The 20,621-nt window shown below is 66.3% G+C and carries 14 protein-coding genes; 12 read left to right on the forward strand and 2 right to left on the reverse strand.

Annotated features, from left to right (window positions below; translation table 11 throughout):
• The 5 genes from RN02_RS25825 to RN02_RS25835 form a co-directional block, all read left to right on the forward strand.
• The coding region (locus RN02_RS25825; RefSeq protein ID WP_201773773.1) for a DUF637 domain-containing protein at positions 1–6,968 on the forward strand (6,968 nt) is incomplete at its 5' end.
• Positions 6,969–7,592: 624 nt separating this feature from the next.
• A complete protein-coding gene (locus RN02_RS32790) occupies positions 7,593–7,868 on the forward strand; it encodes a colicin immunity domain-containing protein (RefSeq protein WP_082033890.1) in 276 nt (91 codons plus the stop codon).
• Between the two features lie 21 nt (positions 7,869–7,889).
• A complete protein-coding gene (locus RN02_RS25830) occupies positions 7,890–8,225 on the forward strand; it encodes a hypothetical protein (protein WP_043317912.1) in 336 nt (111 codons plus the stop codon).
• A 211-nt stretch (positions 8,226–8,436) separates the two neighbouring features.
• Positions 8,437–8,742 (forward strand): hypothetical protein, encoded by a 306-nt coding sequence (locus tag RN02_RS33510; protein WP_152623818.1) that lies wholly within the window; start codon positions 8,437–8,439, stop codon positions 8,740–8,742.
• Between the two features lie 387 nt (positions 8,743–9,129).
• Positions 9,130–9,522 carry a DUF2846 domain-containing protein gene (locus RN02_RS25835; protein WP_024128065.1) on the forward strand — a complete coding sequence of 131 codons (393 nt, stop codon included), beginning with the start codon at positions 9,130–9,132 and terminating at the stop codon, positions 9,520–9,522.
• Positions 9,523–9,634: 112 nt separating this feature from the next.
• On the opposite strand, the gene RN02_RS25840 is transcribed toward RN02_RS25835, so the two are convergent.
• A complete protein-coding gene (locus RN02_RS25840; RefSeq protein ID WP_043317914.1) occupies positions 9,635–9,853 on the reverse strand; it encodes a hypothetical protein in 219 nt (72 codons plus the stop codon).
• Between the two features lie 416 nt (positions 9,854–10,269).
• On the opposite strand from RN02_RS25840, the gene RN02_RS25845 reads away from it, so the two are divergent.
• The 7 genes from RN02_RS25845 (at position 10,270) to RN02_RS25875 (ending at position 19,964) form a co-directional block, all read left to right on the forward strand.
• The gene (locus RN02_RS25845) at positions 10,270–13,881 is read left to right on the forward strand and encodes a DUF2339 domain-containing protein (protein ID WP_043317916.1); all 3,612 of its coding nucleotides are present in this window, start codon (positions 10,270–10,272) and stop codon (positions 13,879–13,881) included.
• Positions 13,878–15,242 carry a DUF3999 domain-containing protein gene (locus tag RN02_RS25850; protein WP_043317918.1) on the forward strand — a complete coding sequence of 455 codons (1,365 nt, stop codon included), beginning with the start codon at positions 13,878–13,880 and terminating at the stop codon, positions 15,240–15,242. Before RN02_RS25845 ends, RN02_RS25850 begins: the two co-directional genes overlap by 4 nt.
• A gap of 134 nt (positions 15,243–15,376) precedes the next feature.
• A complete protein-coding gene (gene estP, locus RN02_RS25855) occupies positions 15,377–17,290 on the forward strand; it encodes an esterase EstP (RefSeq protein ID WP_043317920.1) in 1,914 nt (637 codons plus the stop codon).
• A gap of 169 nt (positions 17,291–17,459) precedes the next feature.
• Complete coding sequence (locus tag RN02_RS25860; protein WP_043317922.1) at positions 17,460–18,470, forward strand: class 1 fructose-bisphosphatase; 1,011 nt, start codon at positions 17,460–17,462, stop codon at positions 18,468–18,470.
• Positions 18,470–19,078: a DUF924 family protein gene (locus tag RN02_RS25865; RefSeq protein ID WP_043268380.1), complete on the forward strand. Its 609-nt coding sequence runs from the start codon at positions 18,470–18,472 to the stop codon at positions 19,076–19,078. Before RN02_RS25860 ends, RN02_RS25865 begins: the two co-directional genes overlap by 1 nt.
• A 69-nt stretch (positions 19,079–19,147) precedes the next feature.
• The gene (gene bamE, locus RN02_RS25870; protein ID WP_009613753.1) at positions 19,148–19,402 is read left to right on the forward strand and encodes an outer membrane protein assembly factor BamE domain-containing protein; all 255 of its coding nucleotides are present in this window, start codon (positions 19,148–19,150) and stop codon (positions 19,400–19,402) included.
• 1 nt (position 19,403) lies between these two features.
• Complete coding sequence (locus RN02_RS25875; protein WP_043317924.1) at positions 19,404–19,964, forward strand: lipocalin family protein; 561 nt, start codon at positions 19,404–19,406, stop codon at positions 19,962–19,964.
• A 247-nt stretch (positions 19,965–20,211) separates the two neighbouring features.
• Here the strand turns inward: RN02_RS25875 and RN02_RS25880 are convergent.
• The coding region (locus tag RN02_RS25880; RefSeq protein WP_152623819.1) for an amidohydrolase family protein at positions 20,212–20,621 on the reverse strand (410 nt) is incomplete at its 5' end.

A 20,621-nucleotide genomic window follows, 5' to 3' on the forward strand; every position in this document is an offset into this window, starting at 1 on the left:
GCCAGCATATCCACATCAGCGGCGGCGCCCTGGACAATCGCCTCGGCCTGTTCGCCGCCGAACAGAGCCTGCGCCTGGACCTGGCCAGCCTGGACAACAGCGGCCAGGGCACCCTCACCAGCCGCGGCACCCTGCACGCCAACCTCGCCGGCAAGCTGGACAACAGCGCCGACGGCCTCATCCACAGCGCCGGCAACCTCACGCTGGCAGCGCAGCACATCGACGCCAGCCGGGGCGAAATCTCCACCCAGGCCGATGCCGACATCCGCACCCGGCAACTGAGCCTGCGCGGCGGGCGCCTGCTGGGCAACGGCGCGCTCGGCCTCGACCTGCAGGGCGGCGACCTGGACAACAGCCAGGGCGGGCTGCTCAGCGCCGGCACCCTGAGTTTCAAGCAACTGGGCGCGGTGGATAACCGTGGCGGCGAAATCTCCAGCCAGCAGAGCTTCGCCCTCGGCGCCCGGCTGCTGGACAACCGCGACAGCGGCCGCATCATCAGCGCCGGACGGCTCGACCTGCAGGCCGACCGGCTGCTCAACGCCGGCCTGGGCCTGCTGTCCGGCTGGCAGGGGCTGAGCGTCGGCGGCGGCAGCCTGGACAACAGCCAGGGCGGCACCCTCTCCAGCAAGGCCGGCGCGCTCGCCGTCAGCCTCGCCGGCGCACTGAACAACGCCAGCCAGGGCGCCCTGGTCAGCCAGGGGGACCAGCGGATCAGCGCGGCCAGCCTGGACAACCGCGGCGGCATCGTCTCCGCCGAGGGCAACGTCGAACTCGCCATCGCCGACACCCTCGACAACCGCGACGCCGGCCTGATCGACGCCCAGCGCCGGCTCGACTTCAGCCACGCCGCCACCCGGTTGCTCAACCAGGGTGGGCAGATCAGCGCCGGCAGCCTGCTGCTCAAGGGCCGCAGCCTGGACAACAGCGGTGGCCAACTGCTCAGCCAGGGGGCCCTGGAGGCGACGCTGAGCGGCGCGCTCATCAACGCCAACAACGCCCGCCTGAGCAGCGGCGCCGGCCTGCTGCTCAAGGCCGCCAGCCTGGACAACCGTGGCGGCCAGCTGTCCAGCCAGTCCACCCTCGAGCTGATCCTCGGCCAGGGCGGCCTGGACAATCGCGACCGCGGCACCCTGGCCAGCCAGGGCGCATTGCGCATCGAGGCGCTCGACGGCCGCCTGCTCAACGGCAACGACGGCCTCGTCCACAGCGGCGACAGCCTCAGCCTGCGCGCCGCCGGCCTCGACAACCAGCAGGGGCAGGTTTCCAGCCAGGGCGACGCCAGCCTCGCCCTGAGCGGTGCGCTGAACAATGCCCGGGGCCGCATCCAGAGCGATGGCGGCAAGCTCGACCTGGGCGCCGCGAGCACCGACAACAGCGGCGGCATCCTCAATGTCGCCCAGGGCCTGCTCAGGATCGTCACCGGCTACTTCGGCAACGACGCCGGCGTGGCCCAGGGCGTGGACCTGGACGTCAAGGCCAGCGGCGGTATCGGTAATGGACAAGGGCATCTCGCCGCCACCGCCGGCCAGGCCAAGATCGACACCGGCGGCGCAGCCCTGGACAACCGCGACGGTGGTCTCTACGCCGGCAACCAGCTGACCCTCGCCGCCGGCGACTTCCTCAACGGCAACGGCAAGGTCGGCGCGAAAGGCATCGACTTCAGCCTGCTGGGCGCCCTGAACAACGACGGCGGCCTGATCGAAGCCGGCGACTGGCTGAGCCTCGACGCCGCCAGCCTGAGCAACGCCCAGGGCCGCCTGCGCGCCCTGGGCCAGAGCGGCAGCACGCGGATCGTCACCCGTGGCCTGCTGGACAATCGCCAGGGCACCCTGGAAACCGCCGCCGACACCCTGCAACTGAGCGGCGGCGCCCTGCACAACGCCGGCGGCACCGTGTTGCACGCCGGCAACGGCCAGTTCCTCGTCGACCTGGGGCAACTCGGCCGGGCCGGCGGCCACTTCATCACCCAGGCCGCGCTGGACATCGACGCGCCGGACTGGACCCTGAACAGCAGCTTGCAGGCCCGCCAGCTCAGCCTCAACGTCGACCGCCTGCAGCTCGGCAGCGACGGCCAGCTGCTGGCCGTGCAGGGCCTTGACGGCAGCGGCGGCCACTGGCGCAACGACGGGCTGATCGCCAGCGACGCCGGCCTGAACCTGAACCTGAGCGGCACCTACGCTGGCGCCGGGCGCCTCACCAGCCTGGGCGACCTGAGCCTTGGGGCGAGGCAGGTCGAACTCGGCGCCGCCGCCAGCATCGCCGGCGGCAGCGCGGCCAGCGTCACCGCCAACGGCCTGAGCAACCACGGCCGCATCAGCTCCGCCGGCGACCTCGGCGTGCGCGTCGCCAGCCTCGATAACTTCGGCAGCCTCGGCAGCGCCGCCGGGCTGCGCGTGGAGGCCGGCAACCTGCTCAACCAGGGCGGGCTGCTGTTCAGCGGCGGCGACATGGCGCTGCGGGTCGGCACCCTCAGCAACCGCGCCGGCGACCTCTACAGCCTCGGCAACCTGCACATCGCCGCCAACGACCAGAACGGCTGGGCGGCCAAGGTCGAGAACGTCTCCGGCAGCATCGAGAGCGCCGGCGCCCTGACCCTGCTGGCGCAGGACTTCGACAACCGCCGTGGCGACGACTTCCGCATCGGCCAGCGCATCGTCGCCGGCAACATCCGCATGTACGCCGACGACCTGTGCGACGGCAAGGGCTGCGAATTCCGGTTCCAGTCCTGGGAGCGCTACGAGGACGTCATCACCCAGGACTCGCCCCAGGCGACGATCACCGCCGGCGGCGACTTCGTCTTCCGCGGCGGCGCCTTCGCCAACCTCTACAGCAGCATCGCCTCGGGCGGCGACATCGACATCCAGGCCGCCCGCTTCCGCAATCAGGGCGCGGCCGGCGGCGTGGAGCGGCACCTGGACGGGGCCTTCTACACCCGCACCGACGCCTACTACTGGACGTTCCGCAGCAACCAGGCGCTCTACAACCGCTACAACGACCCCACCTCGCCGGACTACGACCCCGGCGCCCTGAGCCGCCAGCAGGTGCTGGAATCCGGCGGCTACCCGGAACACAACTTCCACAACCTTATGGTCTCCGAGGTGCAGGTGTCCGGCGCCCCGGCGGCCAGCGCGGTGATCCAGGCCGCGGGCAACGTCAGCATCATCGCCAGCGAGCAATTCGACAACAGCGTGGTGCGCCGCGACGCCGGCGCCCAGAGCATCGACCCGCGCGACGTGAGCACGGCCACCGGCGCCGCCACCGGCCAGTTCGCCATCACCTCGCAGCTGCCGCCGGACCTGGCGCAGCAGCAGGTCAACCCACTGGAGCTTCCCGGCTTCAGCCTGCCCAGCGGCGGTAACGGCCTGTTCCGCCTTAGCGGCGAGGACGGCAGCGCCGGCGCCGGGAACGGGCCCGATCTCGCCGGCCTCGGCCAGGGGCTTTCCCGCGTCCAGGGCGTGCCGGGCAACGCCGCGTCGGGCAACAGCCACAAGTACCTGATCGAGACCAACCCCGAACTGACGAGCCTGAAGAGCTTCCTCAGCTCCGACTACCTGCTGGGCCTGCTCGGCTACGACCCGGACCAGGCGCAGAAACGCCTGGGCGACGGCCTCTACGAACAGCGCCTGATCCAGCAGGCGCTGGTGGCCCGCACCGGCCAGCGCTTCATCGACGGCATGGCCAGCGACGAGGCGCTGTTCAAGTACCTGATGGACAACGCCATCGCCTACAAGGACAGCCTCAACCTGACAGTAGGTGTGGGCCTGACCGCCGAACAGGTGGCGGCGCTGACCCACGACATCGTCTGGCTGGAAGAGGCCGTGGTGAACGGCGAGAAGGTACTGGTGCCGGTGCTCTACCTGGCCCAGGCCGACAACCGCCTGGCGCCCAACGGCGCGCTGATCCAGGGCCAGAACCTGAGCCTGATCAGCGGTGGCGCCCTGAACAACGCCGGCACCCTGCGCGCCAGCGGCGACCTTAGCGCCAGCGCGGCGAACATCGGCAACAGCGGCCTGATCGAAGCGGGCAAGCGCCTCGACCTGCTGGCCAGCGACAGCATCCGCAATACCGCCGGCGGCATCCTCGCGGGGCGCGACGTCAGCCTCACCGCGCTGACCGGCGACGTGATCAACGAACGCAGCATCACCACCCTCGACCTGAGCGCCGGCAACGACCGCATCCACAAGGAAATCGCCAACGCCGCCGCCCGCATCGAAGCCAGCGGCAACCTGGCGATCAACGCCGGGCGCGACCTGCTCAACGTCGGCAGCTCGATCCAGGCCGGTGGCGACGCCCACCTGCAGGCCGGGCGCGACCTGCGCCTGGAGGCCGCCGGGGAAACCGACAGCGCCGATTTCCAGAGCCGGCGCATGCAGGGCAGCCTCGCCAGCACCACCCAGCACGCTAGCGACATCAGCGTCGGCGGCAACCTCGATGCCAGCGCCGGCCGCGACCTCAGTGTCATCGCCAGCCACATCGACGCCACGGGCGACATCGCCCTGGGCGCCGGCCGCGACGTCACCCTCGCCTCGGCGGCGAACGAAGAGCACAGCCAGACGAAGTACAAGGGCGGCGGCAAGAAGGTCGAGCAGCAGGACGACCGGGTACGGCAACAGGGCGCCAGCCTGAGCGCGGGCGGGGACGTGGTCGTCAGCGCGGGGCAGAACCTCACCCTGGTGGCCAGCCAGATCAGCGCGGGCAACGAAGCCTACCTGGTGGCCGGCGACAAGCTGGAACTGCTGGCGGACTACGACAGCGACTACTCCCTGTACAGCGAGGAGAGAAAGGGCGGCTTCGGCAGCAAGAAGACCCAGCGCGACGAAGTCACCGACGTGAAGGCGGTGGGCAGCCAGATCAGCGCCGGCTCCGACATCACCCTGCTCAGCGGCGGCGACCAGAAATACCAGGGCGCGAAGCTCGAAAGCGGCAACGACATCGCCATCCTCAGCGGCGGCAGCGTGACCTTCGAAGCGGTCAAGGACCTGCACCAGGAAAGCCACGAAAAGAGCAAGGGCAACCTCGCCTGGCAGTCCGCCAAGGGCAAGGGCCAGACCGACGAGACCCTGCGCCAGAGCCAACTGATCGCCCAGGGCGAACTGGCGATCAAGGCCGTGGAAGGCCTGAAGATCGACATCAAGCACATCGACCAGCAGAGCGTCGGGCAGACCATCGATGCCATGGTGCAGGCCGATCCGAATCTGGCTTGGCTGAAAGAGGCCGAGGCGCGGGGGGATGTGGATTGGCGGCGGGTGCAGGAAGTCCACGACGGCTGGAAGTACAGCAGTTCGGGAATGGGGCCGGCTGCACAATTGGCGGTAGCGATCATCCTCAGCGTTGCCACATATGGGGCCGCAAGTACCGCAGTCGGCACAGCAGCAGGGGCCACTGCAGGTTCCAGCACCGCTATGGCCGCTGCGGGAGTCAGTGCAACGGGGGCAGCAGTCGCGGCGGGTTGGGGCAACGTGGCGTTGGCCAGCGCTGCCGCCTCACTGGGGTCCACCGCCGGTATCAGTCTCATCAACAGCCAGGGGAACCTCGGAGCTACTCTGGACGATGCCCTGAGCAGCGACAGCCTCAAGCAGGCCATGATCGCCGCGGGGGTAGCGGGTTCCATGGCGGCATATGGGCCCGAATGGTTCGGCGGCAAGACCGATCCCACCACGAACACCACCACGGCAGCAGGCAAGGGCATTGGCGCCATTCCAGACCTTGCCAACCCCGAGGCCTGGTCACGCTTTGCGGGTATGCAACTGGCACAAGGTGCGTTGACTGGTGCAGCCAATGACCTTCTAGGTCAAGGCAACTTCAGCGACTCCATGCAAGGCGCCCTCTACGGCATCCTGCAAGCCTCCGCGTTCAAATATGTCGGCGATCTGGGATTCCCCAGCGGCGGGGTACAGAACACCGTGGCGCATGCCATTGCGGGAGGCTTACTGGCTGAGGCCATGGGGGGGGACTTCAAGACGGGTGCCATGGCTGCGGGCGCGAGCGAAGCGCTGGCCAATGTGCTCACCAGTGGTTTCCTGGAGGGCGACAGCGAGAAGGCCAAGCGTATGCAGCAGGCTGCGGCACAATTGGCCGGCATCGTAGCGGCGGGTAGTGTCAATGGCGATCTGCAGATGGGAGGAGATATTGCCAAGAATGGCATGGCCTACAACCGGCAGTTGCACCCGACAGACAAGGAACTAGCTAGGAGCCTCGCAGAGCGTAGTGGGGGTAAATACACTGCCGAGCAGATCGAAGAGCAACTGCGACTCTCCAATGTGAAAGGCAGCGATATCGGGGCCGGAACGGACATCCTCGCCAATAGGGAAGACATCTACGATACAGGAGGAAATTGGGTGGAACTGGATAACGGCCAGTACCTACAGCAGTTCGCCAAGCTCGATCTGGACATAGTTACCTATATTCAGTCCAGCACTGATGCATATAGCTGGGCAGCATTCCCTATAGCCCCAGGCCAGGATTGGGCCAAGGCGCCTGCTACTGGTAGTGAGTCACGCGACCGGTTAACGGGGTATGTTTTAGATGAAACTGGCAGATATACAGTTCCCATTACAGTTGAGGGTGTTAGTTATTCTCCACGGTTTTTGCCCTGCGCATCTGCTGAGTGTGTCGCTGTTGGTGCAAATATAGATTTATCAAATGCAGAGACCTTGCGATACCTGAAGGCTGCTGATGCAAAGTCTCTTAATGATTTGGGTAAAATGCTGGGCTTGGGGGCGATAGTCTCCACTGGCGGAGTTGCAACAGGTTTGGGATCGGTCTCTACTATTACTGGCCTTATATCTGGTTACCTGAAAGAGGATCTCTCTGGAGCAGCTAGTTCTGTTGCCTTGAGCTATGGCTTTGAGTCTTATGCTCGCTCCAGAGGACTTTCCCCAGAAGTCGCGGGGAGATTATCTAATGCTCTAGGAATTATGGGGGCTTGGGATGGGATAGTTAAAGGCGGAAAGGATGTACTTAAATGAAATTTCTTGCGTTTATGCATAGATATAGATTCGTTGCTGTTACTGTTATGGTGGGGTGCAGTGGATTGAACTCGTTAAGATTTATAGGTGAGTGGAGTAATTTCTGGAGTGTTGTTGCTACTCAGTGTCTATTTGGTCGAGGGTTTTACTGTTATATCGCAAGTAAGCCTATTTATTATGGTCCTCAAGCAATGATTGAGGTTGACCATCCAAGGTCCATAAGGTTTTTGGCTGGAATTGGTGCGTTATCTATTTATCTGTTGATGTTCGCATTTAATGGCTACGGTAGGGCATGGTGGTGATGAAACTATTCGTTATAGATCAAAAGGGAGGATATTTATTCTGATATCAAAGCTGACTGGTTATGTAGGGTTAGAGTGCAAGAGGTGATTTTCTAGTTTTTCGATTTTATAGAACGAAATGGGGACGGATTTATTTTAACTACTCTAATTCTTTCTGGTCAGCTAGCTTTAGAGTAGGGCAAATAAATCCGTCCCCTTTTGTTCAAGGTGTTCTTTAGAGTAATGCAGTCGTTGTCGATGGTGCAGGGAGCTTTGTTACAGGCTTCAAGCTCTACCCAGGAACTCAGCAGTTTGAGAATTTTATTAAGAATGGGGTTTTAAGATGAGTATCACCCTTCTGGAGTTTGCAAAATCATTTGTGGCACAACGGTTGTCTGCGGATGTTTTCTCTGAGGCATATATTGAACTTTGGAAAATAGAGGGGGATAGAGGAATTCTTCTAGGGGATGCTCCAGCATTGAGTGAGTGCCTGTCTAGTGTATTTTGTGTGGCAGATATGTATGTTGCGGATGAAGATTTACGGGAGGATTACGAGCTTAGTGATGAGCAGCTCCGAGTTGAAGTCAAGAAATTGATTCAAGACTTAAGATTCTATTAGTTTCTGGAGAAGGATGAGCTAATGGGTGTCTCCTTTGGGGAGGGAATAGGAGGGGTGAGCAGTATTATTTTGATTAATAGGCTCGGCGGCGGAGTTAAGATAAGCTTATTTTTTATGCTTTCGATGTTTATGTTTATCTTGAGCGGACTGGTGGTGAATACTGCTCTCGATGGGGCAATAAGGATAGCCTTGCAATGTATTTTTCTGTCTAATGTATTTGCTTATTTATATGATATGACAATGTATGGTCCTCATCTGTACATGAGATTCTCCGGCGATGCAGGCTCCGATCAGATCGGACGATTTGTGTTCATGTTGGTTTGTATGTTTTTGGGTGTGGTTTGTGCCATTTATTAATGGTTTTGAGATGAGTATTATCCTTCTGGAATTGAGGGCGAAAGGGGACGGATTTATTTCTCCTGCTCTAAAGCTGACTGGTTATGTAGGGTTGGAGTGTAGTGGGTGATTTTCTGTTTTTTCGATTTTCTCACCTAGGTCTTATCAATAGGTGGGCTTAGGATAACGGGTGTAAATTTTCTATCTCTGGTTCTTGAGGAGAGATCCTTGGATGAGATTTTTGAGACTTTTGAAGAGGTATAGATTAGCTGTACTTGCTCTGTTGGTTTTGGGCGGTATCGGAAATTCTTTAAGGTTTATTGGTGAATGGAATAGTTTTGGGGTGGTCGTAACTGGTCAGGCTTTTTTTGGCTGGGGGTTTTACTGCTATTTAGCAGATAGAGTTATTTATCTGGCGCCTGGAGGGGCAGTCGAAAATAATCATCCAAAGGAAGTTAGGTTTCTGGTGGGGGTATTCGCCCTTGGTGTGTACTTGTTAATGTTTGCGTTTAATGGCTATGACAGGGGTTTGTGGTAAGTGTCGGGAAGAGTGTTTGTTATTTTTTTGTGGTGTTGGTTGATGAGGCGAGAAGGGGCGGATTTATTTTCCTGTTCTAAAGCCGACTGCCTGGGCAGGATTGGAGTGCAGGAGAAAACCCTCCCTCGTTAGAATCCGATCAAGTCTTTCAGATGGCCTTCCAGACGGCATTCAGGGTAAAGTTTTTGGCCTTTTGCCATCACTGCCGAGTCGATCTTTCGACGCGCCGGCATTGGCAAGGGCAGGCACTGCCGTTGCCTCTGGAAGAAAGGGCGGCGGCTACAACCATATGGAAAGGGAGAAGTCGTTGTGAGAATGCTCAAACTGCTTGCGCTGGCCAGCATCGCGCTTATCTATGGCTGCGCCTCGGCGCCGTCGATGGAGAAAATGCAGGCGGAAGTTGCCGGGTACGAGTTGCCCAAGGCTGCCACTGCCGACCAGGGGCTGGTTTATGTGGTGCGGCCGAGCAACGCCGGTGGCCTGGTGCGCTTCAACGTGTTCCTGGATGACCGCGAAGACGCCTCGGAGATGGGCTACAACCGTGGCAATCAGTACATCTATTTCTACGTCGAGCCAGGCAAGCACACCATCAGTTCCAAGGCGGAAAACTGGGCGGACCTGTCTTTCGAGGTGCGGGCCGGCGAAGTGGTGTTCATCAAGCAGGAAGTGGAGGTCGGGATGCTGATGGCGCGCAACAACCTGGTGCTGCTTGGCGATACCGAGGGCCGTTACTTGGTCAAGGATGCCAGTTTGGGTAGCGTGGCCAAGGAACGTAAATGACCAGCAGGGAGCAGAGAGACGGATTCATCTTTCTGCTCTAGATCCGAAACTGCGCGGGTCGCGGAGCGAAGCGTCATCCGGCAACGGCGGATAACGCTTCGCGTTATGCGCCCTACGGTCGGGTGCGTTGCTCGGCGGCGGCGTACAGCCGCTCGGCGTCGGCCGCCAGGTATTCCAGCGCGCTGAAGGTGCCGTCCAGCACTTCCTCGGTGGGCGCGCCCAGGTCCGGCGCGCCGGCCAGCAGGCGTAGCAGGTTGACCAGGGCCGCCTGGCGGGATTGCGCGGCGTCGTAGAGCTCCGAATCGAATGGGTTTCCGCTTCCTGACGCCAATCAGGGGGGGGGCGGACCGTACAGGTTGGCGTACCGGGACAAGGGAACCGGCGCATCCGAAGATGCCCCGCACGGCCCGCCCATAACGCGGGTGCAGCCATGCCAGGCGCCAAGCATCAGGGGGCTGCTCTGGGGCCGTCAATCGGCGGCGGCGAGAAAGAGGGGGAGAAGTCGTATCGGCTGTGGATACATGCCTCGAAAACGGGACGCTTTACTGCCTTTGTCGATCTTTCCGAGCCCGACTCTCTCGCCCAGCCGATACTTCCGGCGCCTGCCGTTCCTTGTGCTTTGTGGCTGGCGTCCCGGCGCTGGCGTCATATCCTGTGGAATCAGGGTGCCTGCGCCGCGCGGGGCGATATACTCGGAGCCTTGCGCGCCGCTGGATGGGGGCGTTTCCCTTTCAAGGATGTGAATGCATGCAATGGATCTTCATGCTGATCGGCCTGGTGCTGGGCGCCGCCTGGGACGAGTCGATCGCCGATGGCCTGGCGGGCGCCGGGCTGGGGCTGCTGTTCGGCCAGGCGCTGGCGCTGCATGGCCTGCAGCGGCAGAACGCGGCGCTGCGCCGGCAGCTGGAGCAGTTCGCCGAGCGGTTCGAGGCGGGTACCGAGGCGTTATACCAGCGCCTGCTGCGCCTGGAGCAGGGCGGGGCCGTAGCGCCTGTGCCGCCCGCCGAGCCGGCGGAGCCCGTCGTTGCGCCGGAAGCCGTCGCCGAGCCTGAGCCGGAGCTGGAATGGGAGATCGAGCTGCCCGAAGCGCAGGCGCCTGCCGCGACCAGCGCTGCGCCTGACTGGTCGTTGCAGCCCCAGGAGCCGCCGCCAGCCCCGATCCCGCCCGCCGTCGAAGTCCCCGCGGCGCGCGAAGCCTCGGCTTGGGAGGCCGAACCGGCCGCTCCATCCGGCCCGTCCTGGTTCGACCGTGCCTTCGGTGCCGCGCGCGACTGGCTGTTCGGCGGCAATACCGTACTGCGCGTCGGCGTGCTGCTGCTGTTCCTCGGCCTGGCCTTCCTGCTGCGCTACGCCTCCGAGCGCGTAGTCGTTCCCGTCGAGCTGCGCTACATGGGCGTGGCCGCCGCCGCCATCGCCCTGCTGGCCCTGGGCTGGTGGCTGCGGCATAAGCGCGCGACCTACGGCCTGCTGCTGCAGGGTACCGGCATCGCGGTGCTGTACCTGACAGTGTTCGCCGCCATGCGCCTGCATCCGCTGCTGACGCCGGGCCAGGCCCTTGGCCTGCTGGTGGCGGTGACGGTGTTCTCCGCCGTGCTGGCAGTGCTGCAGGATGCCCTCGGCCTTGCCGCCGCGGCGGCCCTGGGCGGTTTCGCCGCGCCCATCCTGACTTCCACCGGCGCCGGCAACCACGTCGCCCTGTTCAGCTACTTCGCCCTGCTCAACGCCGGCATCTTCGCCATCGCCTGGTTCCGCGCCTGGCGCCTGCTCAACCTGATCGGCTTCTTCGGCACCTTCGGCATCGGTTTCGCCTGGGGGCTGCGTTCCTACACGCCGGAGCTGTTCGCCAGCACCGAGCCGTTCCTGCTGCTGTTCTTCCTGATGTACGTGGCCATCGGCCTGCTCTTCGCCCGCCGCCGCCTGCGCGAGGCCGCCGGGCTGGAGGAGGGCGCCGGGCGCGACGAGACGCTGCGCTGGTCGCTGCGGCAGACCGACTACGTCGACGGCACCGTGCTGTTCGGCGCGCCGCTGATCGGCTTCGGCCTGCAGTACGCGCTGATCCGCCACCTGGAGTTCGGCCCGGCGTTCAGCGCGCTGGTGTTGGGGCTGTTCTACATGGGCCTGGCGCGCCTGCTGGCCGGGTGCACCGCCGGCCGCGCCCTACTGCTGGTGGAAGCCTGCCTGGCGCTGGGCGTGGTGTTCGGCAGCCTGGCCATCCCGCTGGGCCTGGACGCGCGCTGGACCTCGGCGGCCTGGGCCGTGGAGGGCGCCGGCATTTACTGGCTGGGCTTGCGCCAGGGGCGGCGGCTGGCGCGGATGTTCGCGCTGCTGCTGCAGGTGGGCGCGGCCATCGCCTTCCTGATGGGCTTGCAGCCGGGTGTGGATAAGCTGCTGGACGGCGCGCCGCTGGGGGCGTTGATGCTCGGCGTGGCGCTGTTGTTCAGCTACTGGCAGCTGCGCCGCCACGGCAACGCTGGCCTCTGGCCCTGGGAACCGCGCTGCCAGCCGCTGCTGGCGAGCTGCGGCCTGGCCTTCCTCTACCTGATCGCGCCGCTGTGCTTTGCTGTGCCGGGCACCGCCATGGCTTGGGCCCTGGCCGGCCTGGCCACGGTGTTCGCCGGGCTGCGCCTGGGTTCGCGGACCTTCCTGTTCTGTGCCTTCGCCGTGCAGCTGCTCGGCGGCGCGCTGTTCCTCGCCGACCTGCGGGCGGCCGACGGCGGCGCCGGGGTGCTCGGCAGCGGCTGGACCGGCCTGTTCGGCGCCAGCCTGATCGGCCTGGCGCTGATCGCCGGGATGATCCTCGCCGCGCGCGACCCGCTGGTGCGCGACGACCGCCGGCTGATGCTCGGCCTCAGCGCGGTGCTGCTGGCCGGCCTGGCCTTCGTCAACCTGGCGGTGCTGTTCGTCCTGCCCTGGCGCAGCGCCGCGGCGGTATGGGCCGGCAGCGGCCTGCTGATCCTCTGGCTGAGCCTGGCGTTGCAGCAGCGCGCGAGCTTCGTGTTCGGCCTGCTGCTGCAGGTGCTGGGCGGCGCGGCGCTGCTGTTCGGCAGCTCGTCATTGTTCGCCGGGCTCTCCGGCGAGGGCCTGACGCCCCTGGCCCACAGCGGCTTCTGGTGCCCGGCGGTGCTGGCCCTGGCGGCGCTGGTCGGCGCCTGGCGCCTGCACCGGGCGGGGCAGGGCGGGCAGGCGCTGCAACTGGGGGCGCTGACCCTGGAACGGCTGTCGCAGTTGCTGCTGGCCTGGGGCGCTGGCTGGTGGGCGCTGACCGCGTTGTGTGAGATCGCCCGCTTCGTCCCGGCGTCGCGGCGCGAGCACGTCGCCCTGCTGGTGGCGGCCGTCAGCGTGGTGCTCTGGGCCTTCGTCGCCCGCCGCGAGCAGTGGCGGGCCCTGGCGCTCGCCTGCCTGGCCCTGGCGCCGGCGGGCGTCCTGGCGCTGGCCAGCGCCTGGCAGCCGGAATACCAGCCGCTGGGCGAGCTCGGCTGGCTGGGCTGGGGCGCGCTGTTCGTGGCGCACTTCTGGTCGCTCAGGCGCCTGGAACCGGTGCTGCCGGCGCTGCCCCTGCGCGGCGCCCACGTGCTCGGCTGCTGGCTGTTGCTCGCGGTGCTGGCGCTGCAGCTGCGCTACCTGTTCCTCGCCCTGGCCGAGTACTACAACGCCTGGCGCTGGCTGGGCTGGGCGCTGGTGCCGAGCCTCTACCTGATCCTCATGGGCGCACGGCGCACGCTGCCCTGGCCGGTGGCGGCCTTCCCCCGCGAATACCGCGCCCTGGCCGCGGCGCCGGTGGCGCTGGCGCTGCTCGGCTGGTTCTGGCTGGTCAACCTGGTCAGCGACGGCGCGGCGCAACCGTTGCCCTACCTGCCGCTGCTCAACCCGCTGGAGCTGGGCATGCTGATCGTGCTGGCGGCGGTCTTCCAGTGGAGCCGCGAGGGCTTGCCGCAACTGGGCCTTGCCGGCGAACAGGTGCGCCTGCCGGCCCAGGCGCTGCTGGGCGCCTCGCTGTTCGCCCTGCTGACCCTGGCCGTGTGCCGCACCGCGCACCACTGGGGCGGTGTGCCCTTCGCCCTGGAGCCGCTGCGCGAGTCGATGCTGGTGCAGGCCGGGCTGTCCATCGTCTGGACGCTGATCGCCCTGGGCCTGATGGTCGGCGGCCACCTGCGCGGCCGGCGCGACCTGTGGATGGTCGGCGCGGCGCTGATCGGCGTGGTGGTGGTCAAGCTGTTCTTCGTCGAGCTGGGCAACAGCGGCAGCCTGGAGCGCATCGTTTCCTTCATCGGCGTCGGCGTGCTGCTGCTGGTCGTCGGCTATTTCGCCCCGCTGCCGCCGCACCGGGTGGCCGGGCAACAGGAGCAACCCCCCGCATGAAGCTGGCTTCCCTCATCCTCTGCCTGGCCGCCGGGCTGGCCCAGGCCGCGGAAAACCCCGCCGACTACCCGCAGCAGGTGCCCCTGCGCCTGCAGGGCGAAGGTCCCTGGTACCGCCTGCAGGTGCCGATGAGCGTGCAACTGGCCGCCGCCCATGCCGACCTGCGCGACCTGCGGGTGTTCGACAAGGAGGGCGAGGCGCTGCCCTACGCCCTGAGCGCGGCGGCGGCGCAGGGCAGCAGCACCGCCCATGAAACCGCGGCCCGGCTGTTCCCGCTGTACGGCGCCGAGGCCGACCCCGGCCGCCAGGCCGGCCTGCGCATCCAGCGCAGCACCACCGGCACCCTGGTGGAAGTGCTGCCCGACGCAACTCCCGCGCCAACGGGCGAGCGGCGCAGCGGCTGGCTGCTGGACGCTGGCGAGGCCGACTTCCCCTTCGAGCGCCTGGCCCTGGACTGGAGCAGCGAGGCCGAGGGCTTCCAGCACTTCCGCATCGAGGCCAGCGACGACCTGCAGCACTGGCGCAACTGGGGCGACGGCCAGCTCGCCCGCCTGAGCTTCAACGGCGAGCGCATGGACGTCAGCGAAGTGGCCCTGCCCGGGCAGAAGGCGCGCTACCTGCGCCTGTCGTGGCCGGCCGGCAACGCGGCGGTGACGCTCAAGGGCGCGCGCCTGCTGGGCCGCACCGACCAGGCCGCGAGCACGCCGCTGGTGTGGTCCGAGCCCATTGCCGGGCGCCGCGAGGCGGACGGCAGCTACCGCTGGGACCTGCCCCAGGCGCTGCCGCTGGAGCGGGTGCGTTTCGATCTCGGCACGGCGGCGCAGCACCTGATGGCGCCGGTGGCGCTGTCCGCGCGCAAGGCAACCGGGCAGGGCAGCCGGGACGACTGGTACCCGCTGGCCCGCGGGGTGCTCTACGACCTGCCGGTGGACGGCCGCCAGGTGCGCCAGGACGAACTGCTGCTGGCCGGCCAGCCGGTGCGTCAGCTGCGCCTGGTCACCGACGCGCGCGGCACCGGCCTGGGCGACACGGCGCCGAGCCTGCGGGTGGCCATGCGTGCCCGCGAGCTGGTGTTCCTGGTGCGCGGCAGCGCACCCTACCAACTGGCCCTCGGCAAGCGCGACGCCACCTCCGCCAGCCTGCCGCTGAGCGTGCTGATCCCCGGCTACCAGCCGGACAAGCCGGCCCAGGTCGGCCAGGCCAGCCTGGATGGGGCCCTGCAGGCCGCCCCGGCGGAAGCCGCCAGCGCCGGCGACGGCAGTTGGAAGCGCATCGGCCTGTGGGCCGTATTGCTGGGCGGGGTGCTGCTGCTGGGCGGCATGGCCTTCAGCCTGTTGCGCGGGCAGCGCGCCGGCCAATGAGCAAATACCGGGAAATGGAGAAATTACGCCAGCTTATGTAGGGAAATGCGTCAAGAACGCTACTCTGCGCGATTGTTCTGATACTGTTAACGGCGTTGCACTCTACCTATAAGAAAAAGCATGGAGTCAGCCGCATGATCAAACAGGTGCTTTCACCCCTGGCCGCCGCTTGCCTGCTCGGCATCGCCGGTCAGGCCCTGGCGTCACCTTCCCCGTATTCGACCCTGGTGGTGTTCGGCGACAGCCTCAGCGACGCCGGCCAGTTCCCCGACGCCGGCGGCCCCGCCGGCGCCTCCACCCGCTTCACCAACCGCGTGGGACCGACCTATCTGGACGGCAGCGGCGAGGTCTTCGGGCCTACCGCAGCGATGATCCTCGGCGGCAAGCTGGGCGTCGCCGCCGGCGACCTCGGCCCCTCGACCTCGCTGGTGAACGCCGCCGAAGGCCTGCCGGACGGTAATAACTGGGCGGTGGGCGGCTACCGCACCGACCAGATCTACGACTCCATCACCGCCGCCGGCGGCTCGGTGGTCAGCGCCAACGGCCAGACGCGCACCCGCGACGGCTACCTGGTCGGCCGCCTCGCCGACCCCAACGCGCTCTACTACCTCACCGGCGGCGGCAACGACTTCCTGCAGTTCCGCATCACCGACGACCCCTCCGCCCGCGCCGCCGCCGGGCGCCTGGTGGACAGCGCCCAGGCGCTGAGTCAGGCCGGCGCCCGCTACATCATGGTCTGGCTGCTGCCCGACCTGGGCCTTACCCCGGCCACCAACGGCACCGTCCTGCAGAGCTTCGGCACCCAGCTCAGCGGCATTTTCAACGAGGAGCTGGTCAGCCAGTTGGCCAGCAGCGGCGCCAACGTGATCCCGCTGAACATCCCGCTGATGCTCCAGGAAGTGCTGGCCGATCCCGGCGCCTATGGCCTGGCCACCGGACAGAACCTGGTGGGCACCTGCTTCAGTGGCAACAGCTGCCCGGAAAACCCGGTCTACGGCCGCCACGGCAGCAGCCCCGACCCGACCAAGCTGATCTTCAACGATGGCGTGCACCCGACCATCGCCGGCCAGACGCTGATCGCCGATTACGCCTACTCGGTGCTGTCCGCGCCCTGGGAGGCCACCCTGCTGCCGGAAATGGCCCACGGCACCCTGCGCGCCTACCAGGACGAGCTGCGCAGCCAGTGGCTGGCCGATTGGGAGAACTGGCAGGGCGTCGGCCAGTGGCGTGGCTTCGTCACCGGCGGCGGCCAGCACCTGGACTACGACGACCAGGACAGCGCCGCCAGCGGCGACGGCTTCGGCTACAACCTGACCCTGGGCGGCTCGCTGCGCCTGGACGACGCCTGGCGCGCCGGCATCGCCGCCGGTTTCTACCGGCAGAAACTGGAGGCCGGCGCCGAGGACTCCGACTACAAGCTCAACAGCTACCTGGGCAGCCTCTTCGTGCAGTACCAGCAGGATCGCTGGTGGGGCGACGCCGCGGTGACCGGCGGCTACCTCGACTACGACGAGGCCAACCGCAAGTTCGCCATCGGCCCGCGCACCGTCGAGGAGAAGGGCGACACCAATGGCAACCTGCTCGCCTTCAGCGGGCGGATCGGCTACGACATCGCCCAGGGCGGCGAGGCCTGGCACCTGTCGCCCTTCGTCAGCGCCGACTGGGCGCGGGTGAAGGTGGACGGTTACGACGAGGGCAACGCTTCCACCTCGCTGTCGTTCGACGAGCAGAAGCGCTACTCCCGCCGTCTCGGCGCCGGCCTGCAGGGCAAGTACGCGCTCAGCGAGCAGACCCAGTTGTTCGGCGAAGTCGCGGTGGAGCGTGAATACGCCGACGACACCCAGAACATCGGGATGGCCTTCACCAGCCTGCCGGCGAACGGCTTCACCCTGCAGGGCTACACCCCGCAGAGCCACCTGCAGCGCGCGACCCTGGGCTTCGCCCAGAAGCTGACCCCGGAACTCTCGCTGCGTGGCGGCTACAGCGCGCACCGCAGCGACGACGACCTGCAGCAGGGCGTGAGCCTGGCGCTGAGCCTGGACTTCTAGGCCAGGCACGCCAGCAAGCCGCCGCGACTGACGGCCGCAGCGACGAGGGAACCGACCACCGGCGGCGCGCTCCAACCTCAGGACGGACGCGCCGTACGGGAGGCGGCGTGGCCGATTCCACGCTAGAATGCGCGCAGTTTTTTTCCTACCTCTCCCCCGGAGCCCTTCCATGTCCCGCGTTACCCTCAGCCGCTACCTCATCGAGCAGACCCGCAGCCACAACACCCCGGCCGACCTGCGCTTCCTCATCGAGGTGGTGGCGCGTGCGTGCAAGGAAATCAGCCATGCCGTGTCCAAGGGCGCCCTGGGCGGCGTGCTGGGCAGCATGGGCACCGAGAACGTGCAGGGCGAGGTGCAGAAGAAGCTGGACGTGATGTCCAACGAAATCCTCCTGGAAGCCAACGAGTGGGGCGGCCACCTGGCCGGCATGGCCTCCGAGGAGATGGACAACGCCTACCAGATCCCCGGCAAGTACCCCAAGGGCGCCTACCTGCTGGTGTTCGACCCGCTGGACGGCTCCAGCAACATCGACGTCAACGTCTCGGTCGGCACCATCTTCTCGGTGCTGCGCTGCCCCGAGCAGCACCTGAGCCAGAACGACAGCCTCAACGAGCAGGCCTTCCTCCAGCCGGGCACCAGGCAGGTCGCCGCCGGCTACGCCATCTACGGCCCGCAGACCATGCTGATGCTGACCCTCGGCGACGGCGTCAAGGGCTTCACCCTGGACCGCGAGCTGGGCAGCTTCGTGCTCACCCACGACAACATCCGCGTGCCGGAAAGCACTGCCGAGTTCGCCATCAACATGTCCAACCAGCGCCACTGGGAAGCCCCGGTGCAGCGCTACGTCAGCGAACTGCTGGCTGGCAAGGAAGGCCCGCTGGGCAAGAACTACAACATGCGCTGGATCGCCTCCATGGTGGCCGACGTGCACCGCATCCTGACCCGCGGCGGCATCTTCATGTACCCGCGCGATGCCCGTGAGCCGGAGAAGCCCGGCAAGCTGCGGCTGATGTACGAGGCCAACCCGATGTCCTTCATCATCGAGCAGGCCGGCGGCGCCGCCACCAACGGCACCCAGCGCATCCTCGACATCCAGCCGGATTCGCTGCACCAGCGCGTGGCCGTGTTCCTCGGTTCGAAGGAAGAGGTCGAGCGCGTCACCGGCTACCACCAGGCCTGATGAGCGCGGTACCCGCCTGGCAGGCTTTGCTGGACTGGTGGTTCGGCGACGCCCTGCGCGCCAGCGACGTCGCCGCCCAGCGCAACGGCCTGTGGTTCGGCAAGAGCGCCTGCGAGGACACGGCTTCGGACAACCGCTTCGGCGGCCTGGTGCGCCAGGCCCTGGACGGCGGGCTGGCCGACTGGGCCGGCTCGGCCCAGGGCTGGCTGGCGCTGATCCTGCTGCTGGACCAGTTGCCGCGGATGATCTTCCGCGACACGCCACGCGCCTACGACGGCGACGCCCGCGCCCAGGCGCTGGTGCGCCGCGGTCTTGCGGCCGGGCTGGACCGCCAGTTGCAGCCCATCGAGCGGGTCTTCGTCTACCTGGTGCTTGAGCACGCCGAGGACCTGGCGCAGCAGGAGCAGGCGGTGAAGCATTTTGCCGAACTGCACGAGCAGGCCGCCGAGGACGACAAGGCGCTGTTCGCCGATTTCCTCGACTACGCCGAGCGCCACCGCGCGGTGGTCGCGCGCTTCGGCCGCTTCCCCCATCGCAACGCCATCCTTGGCCGCGAGTCCAGCGCCGAGGAAGTCGCCTTCCTCAAGGAACCCGGCTCGCGTTTCTGACTCCAAGGGTGCGTTTCGCGTGGCCTGTGCCACGCTTGTCCACTGGACCATCCGACAATGGAGTTGCCCATGTCCTTCCGCCGTATCGCCCTGATCGCCGTCTGCATCGCCATGGCCGCCTGCAGCAAGCTCAACCAGGAAAACTATTCCAAGCTCAAGGCCGGCATGGACAAGGCCGAGGTGGAGGCCCTGCTCGGCAAGCCCACCGAGTGCTCCGGCGCGCTGGGCGTGTCCAGCTGCACCTGGGGCGACGATAAGACCTTCATCAGCGTGCAGTACGCCGGCGACAAGGTGCTGATGTTCTCCGGCCAGGGCCTGAAGTGAGATGAACGCCGCGCTGCGGGTGCTCGCCGCCGTCGCGCTGGCCGGCATCGGCGGCTGCGCCGGGCACGCCGAGGAGCGGCCGCAAACGATGCAGGTCGACCCGCAGCGCTACGCCGGCACCTGGTACGAGCTGGCGCGCAAGCCGATGTTCTTCCAGCGCGCCTGCCTGCAGTCCGAGGCCCACTACAGCGTGCGCGCCGACGGCAGCATCGGCCTGCGCAACCGCTGCCGCACCGCCGACGGCAGCTGGAAGCAGGTGACCGGCACGGCCACCCCGCAGACGCCGGGCAGCACCGATGCCTTCTGGGTGCGCTTCGATAACTGGGCGTCGCGGCTGCTCCCCGGCGTGGTGCGCGGCGACTACCAGGTGCTCTACGTCGACGAGGACTACCAGACCGCACTGGTCGGCAACCGCGACCGCGACCACCTGTGGCTGCTGGCGCGGCAGACCAGCCTGCCGGAGGCGACGTTGCGTCGTTTGTTGGCCGAGGCCAATCGCAAGGGGTATGACACGAGCGATCTGATTTGGCGGAGCAAGGATAGTGCGATCGCGGGGAATTGAGGGACGGTGCCTGCCGGTAACGCAGGCGCGCTACTTCACCTCCGCTCCCTCTCCCTAACCCTCTCCCTGAAGGGAGAGGGGACCGTTGGGCAGGGCTGGGTGTTTTAGAGTCAGCCGGCGACGCCGGAGGTGTCCGGCTGAAACCCTTCCATCTCTCGGCACGGACTAGCCCCCTCTCCCTTCAGGGAGAGGGCTGGGGAGAGGGAAAGAAGGTTGGTCTAGACGACGAAGCCACCGGCTGCCCCCATCACCCCAACAACTCCCGCAACACCCCCGCGAACTCCCCGGCGCTCTGCTCTTCCAGCGCATGCCGGTGCTCCCGCACCACCCACTGCCCGTTGACCATCACATCGCGCACCTGGCGGTCGCCGCCGGCGAACAGCCAGCGGTTGAGCAGTGTCTCGGGCTTGGCCGTAGCCAGGTAGGGATCGTTGCCGTCGAGCACCAGCAGGTCGGCGCGGCGGCCCGCCGCCAGTTCGCCCACCGGTTGGCCCAGGGCCTGGGCGCCGCCCACAAGGGCCGCTTCGTAGAGCGTCTGGCCGATGTTGGGCTGGTCGCTGCGGTACAGGCGGTTGCGCTTCTGGTCGCGCAGGCGCTGGCCGTATTCCAGCCAGCGCAGTTCTTCCACCACGCTCAGCGACACGTGGCTGTCCGAGC

The sequence above is a fragment of the Pseudomonas sp. PI1 genome, assembly GCF_000812405.1.
In the GTDB taxonomy this organism is placed as follows: domain Bacteria; phylum Pseudomonadota; class Gammaproteobacteria; order Pseudomonadales; family Pseudomonadaceae; genus Pseudomonas; species Pseudomonas citronellolis.

What these genes read in the sequence shown, in the direction of transcription:
- RN02_RS25860 (WP_043317922.1), top strand. Translation starts at nt 17,460, where the DNA reads ATGTCCCGCGTTACCCTCAGCCGCTACCTCATCGAGCAGACCCGCAGC.
- RN02_RS25850 (WP_043317918.1), top strand. Translation starts at nt 13,878, where the DNA reads ATGAAGCTGGCTTCCCTCATCCTCTGCCTGGCCGCCGGGCTGGCCCAG.
- estP (WP_043317920.1), top strand. Translation starts at nt 15,377, where the DNA reads ATGATCAAACAGGTGCTTTCACCCCTGGCCGCCGCTTGCCTGCTCGGC.
- RN02_RS25865 (WP_043268380.1), top strand. Translation starts at nt 18,470, where the DNA reads ATGAGCGCGGTACCCGCCTGGCAGGCTTTGCTGGACTGGTGGTTCGGC.
- RN02_RS33510 (WP_152623818.1), top strand. Translation starts at nt 8,437, where the DNA reads ATGAGATTTTTGAGACTTTTGAAGAGGTATAGATTAGCTGTACTTGCT.
- RN02_RS32790 (WP_082033890.1), top strand. Translation starts at nt 7,593, where the DNA reads ATGAGTATCACCCTTCTGGAGTTTGCAAAATCATTTGTGGCACAACGG.
- RN02_RS25830 (WP_043317912.1), top strand. Translation starts at nt 7,890, where the DNA reads ATGGGTGTCTCCTTTGGGGAGGGAATAGGAGGGGTGAGCAGTATTATT.
- RN02_RS25875 (WP_043317924.1), top strand. Translation starts at nt 19,404, where the DNA reads ATGAACGCCGCGCTGCGGGTGCTCGCCGCCGTCGCGCTGGCCGGCATC.
- bamE (WP_009613753.1), top strand. Translation starts at nt 19,148, where the DNA reads ATGTCCTTCCGCCGTATCGCCCTGATCGCCGTCTGCATCGCCATGGCC.
- RN02_RS25845 (WP_043317916.1), top strand. Translation starts at nt 10,270, where the DNA reads ATGCAATGGATCTTCATGCTGATCGGCCTGGTGCTGGGCGCCGCCTGG.
- RN02_RS25835 (WP_024128065.1), top strand. Translation starts at nt 9,130, where the DNA reads ATGCAGGCGGAAGTTGCCGGGTACGAGTTGCCCAAGGCTGCCACTGCC.